At 68.9% G+C, this 11379-nt stretch carries 6 protein-coding genes; 3 read left to right on the top strand and 3 right to left on the bottom strand.

Going from position 1 to position 11379, the window contains the following annotated elements; translation table 11 throughout:
- Positions 1–29: 29 nt before the first annotated feature.
- The gene (locus tag J3A72_RS07900) at positions 30–578 is read right to left on the bottom strand and encodes a Dps family protein (RefSeq protein WP_005410730.1); all 549 of its coding nucleotides are present in this window, start codon (positions 576–578) and stop codon (positions 30–32) included.
- Positions 579–664: 86 nt separating this feature from the next.
- On the opposite strand from J3A72_RS07900, the gene hrpA reads away from it, so the two are divergent.
- Positions 665–4747: an ATP-dependent RNA helicase HrpA gene (hrpA, locus tag J3A72_RS07905; RefSeq protein WP_075075732.1), complete on the top strand. Its 4083-nt coding sequence runs from the start codon at positions 665–667 to the stop codon at positions 4745–4747.
- A 75-nt stretch (positions 4748–4822) separates the two neighbouring features.
- On the opposite strand, the gene J3A72_RS07910 is transcribed toward hrpA, so the two are convergent.
- Complete coding sequence (locus J3A72_RS07910; RefSeq protein WP_032958975.1) at positions 4823–5347, bottom strand: hypothetical protein; 525 nt, start codon at positions 5345–5347, stop codon at positions 4823–4825.
- 130 nt (positions 5348–5477) lie between these two features.
- Between J3A72_RS07910 and J3A72_RS07915 the strand changes: the two genes are divergently transcribed.
- Both J3A72_RS07915 and J3A72_RS07920 read left to right on the top strand, forming a co-directional pair.
- Positions 5478–7634 carry a bifunctional (p)ppGpp synthetase/guanosine-3',5'-bis(diphosphate) 3'-pyrophosphohydrolase gene (locus J3A72_RS07915; RefSeq protein WP_075075733.1) on the top strand — a complete coding sequence of 719 codons (2157 nt, stop codon included), beginning with the start codon at positions 5478–5480 and terminating at the stop codon, positions 7632–7634.
- 30 nt (positions 7635–7664) lie between these two features.
- A complete protein-coding gene (locus tag J3A72_RS07920) occupies positions 7665–9230 on the top strand; it encodes a hypothetical protein (protein ID WP_075075734.1) in 1566 nt (521 codons plus the stop codon).
- Here the strand turns inward: J3A72_RS07920 and J3A72_RS07925 are convergent.
- Entirely contained in the window at positions 9227–11326 is a 2100-nt protein-coding gene (locus J3A72_RS07925; RefSeq protein ID WP_075075735.1) for a glycosyltransferase, read from the bottom strand. The two genes, J3A72_RS07920 and J3A72_RS07925, sit on opposite strands and share 4 nt — an antisense overlap.
- Positions 11327–11379: the final 53 nt, after the last annotated feature.

The raw sequence follows: 11379 nt of genomic DNA on the forward strand, positions 1-11379 counted from the left end.
GGGCGCAGCCCTGCCGGGCCCCCCAACTCTTACTGCAGCAGCGAACGCAGCATCCAGGCGTACTTCTCGTGGGTCTGCAGCCGCTGGGTCATCAGATCCTCGGTCGGGGCGTCGTCTCCCTTGGCCGCCACCTCCAGCACTTCACGTGCCGTACGGCAGACTGCTTCGTTGGCGACCACCAACTGGCGTACCATTTCACGCCAGTCCGCGCTGTCGGTCAGGCCCGGTTCCTCGGCGATCGAGGTCAGCGCAGCGAATTCCCGGTAGGAGCCCGGGGCATTGAAGCCCAGCGCGCGGATGCGCTCGGCCACGTCGTCCAGTGCCGCCCACTGCTCGGTGTACTGCGTCTCGAACATGGTGTGCAGCGAGTTGAACATCGACCCGGTCACGTTCCAGTGGAAGTTGTGCGTCTTCAGGTAGAGCGTGAACGCATCGGCCTGGAAGCGCGACAGACCGTCGGCGATCTTCTTGCGGTCGCCCTGGGTGATCCCGATATCGATGTTCGGGGCCGACGGTGCCGCCGCTGCAAGCTTCTGCTTGCCGGTCTTGGCCTTGGTCGTGCTCTTGGTCTTCGCCATGGGGTTCCTCCTTGTGGAATCGTTGGCCTTCACAATAAACCGGTCGTGATGACTGGTCGCTATCAAAGTTTTGAACGAACCGATTGATGAACTCTATCGATAAAAATCCATCGTCCCGCCTGCGCCAACAGCGCGCCGCCATCGACGGCGCCATGAGCCGCGACCGGGGCCGTTTGCTGGGGATGCTCTCGCGTTGCCAGGCCAAGCCACAGGATGCGGCATTGGCCGCTACCTTCGAGCAGGCCTTGCAGGCGTCGGTGCAGCGCCGGCAGGTCCGGGCGCAGCAGCAGCCGTCCATTACTCTGGACCCGCAGCTGCCGATTGCGCGTGAAGCCGACGCCATCATCGGGCTGATCCGCGACCATCAGGTGGTGGTGATCGCTGGTGAAACCGGCTCGGGCAAGACCACCCAGCTGCCGAAACTGTGCCTGGCCGCAGGCCGTGGCCAGGCCGGCATGATCGGCTGCACCCAGCCGCGACGGATTGCCGCACGTGCGGTGGCAAGCCGCGTGGCGCAGGAACTGCAGAGCGAACTGGGCCAGCTGGTCGGCTACCAGGTGCGCTTCAACGACAAGGTCAGCGACGACAGCCGCATCAAGTTCATGACCGACGGCATCCTGCTGGCGGAGATCGCCAGTGACCGCTGGCTGTCGAACTACGACACGATCATCGTCGACGAGGCGCACGAACGCAGCCTCAACATCGATTTCCTGCTGGGCTACCTGAAGCAGCTGCTGCGCAAGCGCCCGGACCTGAAACTGATCGTCACCTCGGCCACCATCGATACCGAACGCTTCGCCCAGCATTTCGACAATGCGCCGGTGATCAGCGTCGAAGGCCGCACCTACCCGGTGGAAGTGCGCTATCGCGCGCTGGAAGGCGAGGGCGAAGACCAGGGCGAACGCACCGTCAACGACGCCATCGTGTCGGCCATCGACGAGATCACCCGCCTGGATGCGCGCGGCGACGTGCTGATCTTCCTGCCGGGCGAACGCGAGATCCGCGATGCGCACCAGTCGCTGGAGCGCCGCAAGTACCGCAACACCGAGGTGCTGCCGCTCTATGCGCGGCTGTCCAACCAGGACCAGGACCGGGTGTTCAATCCCGGGCCGAACCGGCGCATCGTGCTGGCCACCAACGTCGCGGAGACCTCGCTGACGGTGCCGCGCATCCGCTACGTGGTCGATCCGGGCTTTGCCCGCGTCAAGCGCTACAGTCCGCGCAACAAGCTGGACCGCCTGCACATCGAGCCGATCTCGCAGGCCAGCGCCAACCAGCGCAAGGGCCGCTGCGGCCGTATCGCCGAGGGCATCTGTTACCGCCTGTACGCCGAAGCCGATTTCCAGGCGCGGCCGGAGTTCACCGATCCGGAAATCCGCCGCTCCAGCCTGGCCGGGGTGATCCTGCGCATGCTGCAGCTGGGCCTGGGCCGCATCGAGGAGTTTCCGTTCCTGGAAGCGCCGGACGAGCGTGCGGTGGCCGATGGCTGGCAGCAGCTGACCGAACTGGGTGCGATCGACGCCGAGCGGCGCATGACCACCATCGGCAAGCAGATGGCACGCCTGCCGGTGGACGTGAAGCTGGCGCGCATGCTGGTCGCCGCGCAGGCCGCCGGCTGCCTGCGGCCGATGCTGGTGATCGCCTCGTTCCTGGGCATCCAGGACCCGCGCGAACGTCCGCCCGAAGCACGCGGTGCCGCCGACAGCGCGCATGCGCAGTTCGCCGATGGTCGTTCCGAGTTCGTTGGCGTGCTGCGCCTGTGGGATGCCTACCGGCAGGCCCATGAAGACCTGACCCAGTCCAAGCTGCGCGACTGGTGCGGCCGTCATTTCCTCGGCTTCCTGCGCATGCGCGAGTGGCGCGAGCTGCACCGCCAGCTGCGGCTGCTGTGCGAGGAACTGGGCTGGAAGGAAGAGGCCAACGAGGCGTCGATGGCGCCGTTGCTGGCCGGCAGCAGTGCGCCGGCGGCAGCGCGTGATGATGCCGCCGCAGTGAAGGCCACCCGTGGCCAGCTGCACCGCGCTGCACGCCTGGCCCGCGAAGGCAAGGCCGAAGCGGCGCCGACGCCGGTGGCCGTACGTGCACAGAAGGAGCAGGCACCGGCGGGCGGCGGCTTCAGCGAACGCGTGCGCGCGGCTGCCTACCAGACCCTGCACCGGGCGTTGGTGGCGGGCCTGCCGACGCAGATCGGGCACCGCACCGAGAAGGGCGATTTCCAGGCGCCACGCCAGCGCCGTTTCCTGCCGTTCCCCGGTTCGGCGCTGTCCAAGCGCCCGCCGCCGTGGTTGCTGGTGGCCAACCTGCTGGACACGCAGAAGGTCTGGGGCATGACCCTGGCCGCGATCGAGCCGGACTGGGTCATCGCCGAACTGCCGCACCTGCTGCTGCGCAAGCACTTCGACCCGCACTGGTCGCGCGCGCAGGGCCAGGTGCTGGCCTCCGAGCAGATCAGCCTGTTCGGCCTGGTGCTGGCACCGAAGAAGCCGGTGCACTACGGCCGCATCGCACCGGGCGAGGCGCACGACATCTTCGTGCGCCAGGCGCTGGTGACCGGCGAGATCAACACCCGCGCCAGCTTCGTGGCCGACAACCAGAAAGTGCTGGAGGTCGCCCGCGAGGAGGAAGCGAAGCTGCGCCGCGCCGGCATCGTGGCCGACGAGGACTGGCAGGCGCGCTGGTACCTGGACCGGGTGCCGCCGCAGATCCATTCGGCCGCAGGGCTGGATACCTGGTGGAAGGGGCTGGCGCCGGAACAGCGCAAGACCCTGCACTGGTCGCTGGTCGACCTGTTGCCGGGTGAGGGCAGCGAACAGGAGCGCTACCCGAAGTACCTGCCACTGGGCCAGGCGCGCCTGCCACTGCACTACCGCTTCGAGCCGGGTGCCGATGATGACGGCGTGACCCTGGACGTGCCGCTGCACCTGCTCAACGCGCTGGACCCGGTGCAGCTGGGCTGGCTGGCGCCGGGCTTCGTCGCCGACAAGGCCTCGGCACTCATCCGCAGCCTGCCCAAGGCGATGCGCCGCAACTACGTGCCGGCGCCGGACTTCGGTCGTGCGTTCTTCGAGGCATTCCCGCAGCCCAGCGCCGATGCCATCACTGGCGAACTGGCGCGCTTTTTGTCACGTGCCACCGGCGCGACGGTGACGGCGCTCGATTTCGAACCCGCTTCGATCGAACCGCACCTGCACATGAACCTGCGCCTGCGCGACGAGCACGGCAAGGTGCTGGCGACCTCGCGTGATCTCGATGCGTTGCGCGCGAAATTCGGCGGCCGTGCCGGCGATGCCTTCGCTGCACGCGCGGGGCGCGAGATGGCGGCCGATGGCCTGCGCACGTTCCCGGCCGCGCCGATTCCGCTGCAGGTGCCCGGTGAAGCCGGCGTTCCGGCCTATCCGGCGCTGCTGGACGAGGGCGACAGCGTGGCGCTGCGCATCTTCGCCGATCGCCAGCAGGCGCAGGAGGCCCACCCGCTGGGTGTGCGCCGGCTGCTGGAGATTGCCCTGGCCGAGAAGGTCAAGCAGGCGCGCAAGCAGCTGCCGGTGGGTGCCAAGACCGGCCTGCTGTATGCCGCGATCGAATCGCAGGAACGCCTGCGTGGAGACCTGGTGGATGCGGCGATGAACGCGGTGCTGGCCGAAGGCCTGGAAGACATCCGCGATGCGGCAGCCTTCGAGCAACGCCGCGAGCATGCGGCCAAGGCCCTGTTCGGCGAGGCGATGTCGCGGCTGAAACTGGCCGAGTCCATCCTGGCGCTGGTGGCGGAACTGAAGCCGATGCTGGAGGCGCCGTTGATGGGCTGGGCGCGCGGCAACCTGGACGACATGGAAGCGCAGCTGGCCGGGCTGATCCACCCCGGCTTCCTGCGCGACACGCCGGCCGACGCGCTGGCGCAGTACCCGCGCTACCTGAAGGCGATGATCCTGCGCACCGAGCGTGCCAAGCGTGATCCGCCGCGTGACCAGGCGCGCATGCTGGAACTGCACCCGTTCCTGGAGGCGCTGGAAGCGGGCGAGCAGCAGGGCCTGCGTGATCGCCCGCAATGGCAGGCGCTGCGTTGGGATCTGGAAGAGCTGCGGGTGTCGTTGTTCGCGCAGGAGCTGGGGGCACGCACCGGCATTTCGGCGAAGAAGCTGGCGCAGCGGGTGGCTGCACTTCGCCAGGCGTGAACGCGCGCCATGGTCGCCCCATCGGGCGACCATGGCCGCCGGGCATCGATCCGGCACGGCCGGAATGCCCGGGCGTTACTTGGTGCGACGAACCTTCGGTTGCACGTTCACCCCGTCCACCTTCATGTACCAGGCGCCCATCACACCTGGGCGCATGCTGACGTTCGGCGCTTCCTTGCGGCCACCGGAATAGTGCGTGGCGTCTATCTGCTCCCACTCCTGGCCGTTCTGCAGCACGTAGCGGCGGCCCTGGCCGAAGCCACGGAATTCGCCCTGCAGGGTGCTTTCGATCGGTTCGCTGCTGCCGAAGTCCAGGAAACCGCGGTTCTTCTTGATCACTTCCTGGCGGCCTTCTTCGCGCGCTGCGGCGACGGCCTGGGTGGTGGCCGCCTCGACCTTGCCCTGCAGCCAGCGGTTGAGCGTGGCCAGTTCAGCGGCGCTGAGCTTGTCCAGGCCGGCGGCCTTGAACTCGGCGGGCGACATCTGCTGCTGCAGGTCGCCCTCCACCACGCGCTGGGCCAGCGCAGGCGCGGACAGGGACAGCAACACGGCGGCACAGGCCAGCAGCCGTGGACGGACGCGCAGGGCAATCGAAGGCATGGCGGGTCTCTCCTGGATGTGTTGGCGAGTGTAGCGGCATGTCTTCATGCCGGGTGATGGTGGCCGCAGTGATTGTCCCTGAACGGCGCCGGCGCTAGTGTAGGGGCCTCTGTCTTGCCTGCTCGATGCTGTGAACCGCGCTTCCGTCCCTGGCCTGGATGCCTTGTTGAACCGTCCCTCGGCAGCGGTGCTGCCTGCTCCGCTGCGCCAGGCCCTGCGCGAGCATTGGGAAGCGCCGGATTGCGACCACCAGATGCGTGCCACCTGGTCGGTGCTGGGCGATACCCTCGATGCGCTGGCGATGCTCTCGGCCGACGAAGGCGCGGTGGTGGCAGCCTTGCTGTTTGACCTGCCGGGCCTGCGTGCCAGCCTGGACCAGCTGCCGCTGGGCAACCACAAGGCGGCGGTGATCGGCCTGCTCGACGGCCAGGATGCCGCCGATCCTGTGTGGGCACTGCATGCCGGCCGCGAGGCCGGGCGCAACAGCGAGGGCCTGCGCCGGCTGCTGCTGGCGATCATCCGCGACCTGCGCGTGGTGCCGATCCTGCTGGCGCGCCAGCTCGCGAGGATGCGCGCGGCCGACAAGCTGGACGACGAGCAACGCCGCGCGCTGGCCCAGCTGACCCGCGACATCCACGCGCCCCTGGCCAACCGCCTGGGCATCTGGCAGCTGAAGTGGGAGCTGGAGGACCTGGCGTTCCGCCACCTGGAACCGGAAACCTACCGCCGCATCGCCCGCGAGGTGGACGAAACCCGCATCGCCCGCGAGCGTTACGTCGAGAACGTCAAGAAGGTGCTGTCGCGCGAGCTGGTCGCCCAGGGCATCAAGGCCGAAGTCAGCGGCCGCCCGAAGCACATCTACAGCATCTGGCGGAAGATGCAGAAGAAGCGGCTGGCCTTCGACCAGCTGTATGACATCCGTGCGGTGCGCGTGATGGTCGACGACGTCGCCGCCTGCTACGCCGCGCTGGGCGTGGTGCACGCGCTGTGGGCGCCGGTACCAAGCGAGTTCGATGATTACATCGCACGCCCGAAGGCCAACGACTATCGCTCGCTGCATACCGCCGTGGTCGGCCCGGAAGGGCGCACCATCGAAGTGCAGATCCGTACCCATGAAATGCACTCGCAGGCCGAGCTGGGCGTGGCCGCGCACTGGAAGTACAAGGAAGGCGGCAAGGGCGCGGAGAAGTCCTTCGATCGCAAGATCACCTGGATGCGCCAGCTGCTGGAGCAGGCGCAGGACGGGCAGGGCAATGAACTGGCCGGGGCGCTCGATGCCGAGCTGACCGAGGACCGGGTCTATGCGCTGAGCCCGAAGGACGAGGTGCTGGACCTGCCGCAGGGCGCTACGCCGCTCGATTTCGCCTACCAGGTGCACACCATGGTCGGGCACCGCTGCCGCGGCGCCAAGGTCAACGGCCGTATCGTGCCGCTGACCTATCGCCTGCGCAGCGGCGACCGCGTCGAAATCCTGACCGGCAAGGAGGCCGACCCGCGCCGCGACTGGCTGATGCCGGCCAATGGCTTCCTGGCCAGCAACCGCTCGCGCGAGAAGGTGCGCAGCTGGTTCCACAAGCTGGACCGCGCGCGCAACGTGCAGGCCGGTCGCGAGCTGCTCGAGCGCGAGCTGAAGCGGCTGGGCCTGCAGCACTCGGACCTGGCCATCGCGGCCAAGAAATTCCATGCCGACAGCGTCGATGACCTGTACATCCAGGTGGCGCTGGGCGATACCGGCCCGAACCAGGTCAGCCGGACGTTGCTGGAGGCGGAACGTGCCGCCAGCCAGCCCGCGCCCGCGCCGACCCTGCCGCGGCCGACCGCGCGCCGCGAGAACCTGGGCAAGTCCAAGTTCACCGTGCAGGGCGTGGGCAACCTGCTGGTGCAGCTGGCACGCTGCTGCCAGCCGGTGGCCGGCGAGCCGATCGTCGGCTACCTGACCCGTAGCCGTGGTGTCACTGTGCATCGTGCAGACTGTGCCGCGCTGGCCCGGCTGGCCGCCGCCAGCCCGCAGCGCATCCTGCCGGTGGAGTGGGGCCAGGCCGGTGGCGGCTACGAAGTGGACGTGGTGGTAGACGCGGTCGACCGCCGCTGGTTGCTGAAGGACATCACCAACCTGATCGCCCAGGAAGACGCCTACGTGCTCGACATCCACAGTGACAACGTGCGCAACAGTGGCCGTGCCCATCTGCGGCTGCGGCTGAAGGTCAGCGACTACGGGCAGTTGTCGACGCTGCTGGGCAAGCTTGATGCGCTGCCGGGCGTGAGCGAGGCGCGTCGCCTCGGCTGAGCTTCACGCTGCCCCGGCTACCCTGCACGCATGGAACGCGAGCCCCCGCATCGCCCGCATGGCGCTGAACATCCTGCGCTGGACCGCGTCCGTCGCGAGGGCCGCTGGTGGTGGCTGCAGGCACGCCATGCGCGCCGGGTCTGGCGCTGGGCGCTGCTTGCGGCGCTGGCCGTGTTCGTGCTGCTGGTCCTGCTGCGCAAGCCGCTGGCCGACTGGTTCTGGGATGAGCCGCAGATCGAACAGCTGCTGGCCGAGGGGGATCGTGCGCTGGCCGCCGGTCGTTTGAGCGATGCCGATGGCAGTGGTGCGCGCGAGCGCTACCAGGCGGTGCTGGCGCTGGACGGTGATCGCCCGCAGGCGCGCCAGGGCCTGGCCAATACCGGCGCGGCAGCGCTGCAACAGGCGCGCGATCGCCTGCACGCCGGTGACCTGGACGGCAGCGCGCAGGCACTGGCACTGGCCCGTGAGCTGCAGGTGCCGCAGGGCGAAGCCGATGCGGTCGCCCGCCAGCTGCAGGCGCGACGCAGTGCCGGAGCCGGTATTGGTGCGTTGTTGGCCCAGGCGCGCAACGCGTTCGCGGCCGGACGCCTGGATGATGGCGACAGCAGTGCGTTGCCCTTGTTCCAGCGCATCCTTGCCCTGCAGCCGGACAACCTGCCGGCGCTGGAAGGTCGCGAAGATGCGCTGAGCGACCTGCTGCTGCAGGCGCGCACGCTGGCAGGGCGCGGAGAGCTGGCCGAGGCGGCCGCGATCCTGCGTCGTGCCCGCCAGTTCGATGCCGGTCATGCCGATCTGCCGGCCAGCGAGGAAGCCCTGGCGCGCGCGGTGGACCAGCGCCTGCAGCAGGCGCAGCGGGCACTGCAACGACAGCAGCTGGACGCCGCGGCCCAGGGTTTCCTGGCAGTGCTTGCGGTGGCGGCCGATGATCCCAATGCCCAGCGGGGGCGTGAGCAGGCGCTGCAGGCGGTGGTGGTGCGCAGCCAGACATCCGCCGACGACTTCCAGTTCGATGCGGCGCAACGCGATGCAGCCCTGGCGGCGGAGCTGGGCGCTTCGCAGGCAATCCGGCAACAACTGGCACAGCGCCTGCAGCGTGCGCGCCAGGCGCAACAGGCCCTGCAGCAGCCCGCGATCAGTACGGCGCAGCGCGAACGCCAGCTGCGCGACCACCTGCGCAAGATCGAGCGTGCCGAACGTGCAGGGCAGTGGATCAGCCCACCGGGGCACAGCGCGTTCGACGCACTGCGCGAAGCCCAGTCACTGGCCCCCCGCGACACGCGGGTGAAGGCTGCCGCAGCACGCCTGCTGCCCGCCAGTCGCCGCTGCTTCGACGACAATCTGCGGCAGAACCGGGTACAGGCGGCGGGTGCCTGCCTGCAGGCCTGGCAGACGCTGTCACCGACCGCAGCGGGCCTGCCCTCGGCGCGGCTGCGGCTGGCCCAGCGCTGGCTGGCGATCGGCAGCGAACGGCTCGGCAATGGCGACCTGGCCTTTGCCGCGCACGCTGCCGAACAGGCGCGGTTGCTGCAACCGGACCTGGCCGAACTGCCGGCGTTCGAAGACCGCCTGCGTCGCGCCGGTGGACGGGCGGACTAGGCGAAGAACACCCGCTGCACGGTCGCGCGGGCGGCATCAAGTGAGAAATGCTGGGCGACGTTGGCCAGGCCGGCATCGGACAACTGCTGCCACAGCTGTGGATCCTGGTACAGGCGGATCACCGCATCGGCGAAACCGACAGCGTCATCGGCCACCAGCACGTCCTGGCCGGGATGCAGGTGCATGCCTTCCACGGCGCAGGTGGTACCGACCACCGGCTGGCCATGGGCCATGCTCAGGTTGATCTTGCCCTTCACGCCGGCGCCGAACCGCAGCGGCGCAATGGCGATGCGCGCGCCGTCCATGTAGGGCGTGATGTCTTCGACGAACCCGTGCATCTGCACACCGGGCTGGCGTGCGGCCAGTGCCAGCAACGACTCCGGCGCCGCGGCGCCGATGCAGTGCAGGCGCACTTCCGGCAACCGGGCGCGGATGCGGGCAAAGACCTCGCCGATGAACCATTCCATGCCGTCCAGGTTCGGCGGATGACGGAAGCCGCCGACAAACACCAGGTCGCGCCGCTGCTCGAATACGGCGCCGGCACCGGCGACCTCATGCAGGTTGGAGATCAGCTCCACCCGTACCTGCGGCGCATCGGACTGCAGCTGCTCCCGTTCGGCCGCACTGACCAGCACGGTGATGTCGCACTGCTCCATCACGGCCAGTTCGCTGCTGCGGGTACGTTCCGCTGCACGCAGCAGGGTTGCGTCGCCGGCCACTTCGGCACCGCGGCGTTCGCGCAGGTAGTGCAGGTCGACGGTGTCGAACACGGTCCGTGCCTGCGGTGCATAGCGCTTGAGCAGCGGCAGGCATTCGTGGGCGACGTGGTGACGCACCAGCATTGCCACGTCGAAACGCGATCCGTGGCTGCGCAGCCAGCCGGCTACGCTGTCCAGGAAGGGCGCGTACCAGACTTCCACGCCCATCCGTTGCAGCGCTTCGGTGGCCGCACCGGCGTGCTCGCGCCGGGTCGGTACGAACACAACGTGGGCGCCGCCCTGCAGCAGCAGGCGGATCAGATTGACCTGGCGCAGTGACCCGGAATCGCGATCCGGTTGCGGTACTTCCTCGTCCAGGATCAGCACCTGGCGCCGGCCGCGCAGCAGCAGCGCCGGAGACGGCACTTCGCCGACCGCCGGATGACGGCCCAGTTCGGTGGCCCAGCGGGCGGCGAAGATGGCCTGGTTGCGTACCTGGTAGGCCTTCACCCCGCTGCCGGTGTCGGTACCGTTGCTGGTGCCTTCGTCGTGGATCACCCGGCTGGCCGGCTGCACCAGCACGCGCAGGCCGTGTGCACGCACGCGGAAGGCCAGGTCGGTGTCCTCGTAGTAGGCCGGCTTGTAGCGGGTGTCGAAGCCGTCCAGCTGCTGCCAGAGGGCGCGTGGCAGCATCAGCGCCGCGCCCGAGCAGTAGTCGACGTCGCGCAGGCTGGCAAAGCGCGGATCATCGGCGGCCTCGAAGCGGCCGTAGCTCCAGCCACTGCCATCGGCGAAGATCACCCCGCCCGACTCCTGCAGGCGGCCATCCGGGTACAGCAGCTGGCTGCCGACCAGGCCGGCGTCGGGCACGCTGCCGAAGGTGTCCAGCAGGGCGTCGAGCCAGCCCGGCTGCGGCACCGTATCGTTGTTCAGCAGTACCACGTAGCGGCCGCGTGCGCGCGATACACCGTCATTGCAGGCTTCAATGAAGCCGCCGTTGTGCGCACGCACTTCATAGCGCAGCCCGGCCACCTGCGGCATCCACTGCACGGTGGCATCGCTGCTGCCGTCATCCACTACCAGGATCTCGCACGCGGCGGCCGGCGGGTGCGCCGCCAGGGCGCGCAGGCAGGCCACGGTGTGGGCGACGTGGTTGTAGACCGGGATGACGATGCTCACCTCCGGCGACTCGCTGAACGGCACCGTGAAGGGGGCGAAATCCTGCGCTGGCGGCAGGAACAGTGGCGTGCGCGGGGCGGGGACGGCGCGCTGGGCATGCACGCGGATGCGTTGCCAGGTGGCACGCCAGCCACGGGTGCGCAGGCTTGCCAGGCTCCGGCGGGCCAGGCCCGACAGGCGGTTGATCAGGTATCGGATCTCGGCCAGGGACATCGCCATCCGGTTGCAACTCCAGCTTAAGCAGGGGAACCCGGGAGAATTCGCCAGCCGCA

The sequence above is a fragment of the Stenotrophomonas sp. PvP093 genome, from assembly GCF_017876915.1.
GTDB lineage: Bacteria > Pseudomonadota > Gammaproteobacteria > Xanthomonadales > Xanthomonadaceae > Stenotrophomonas > Stenotrophomonas muris.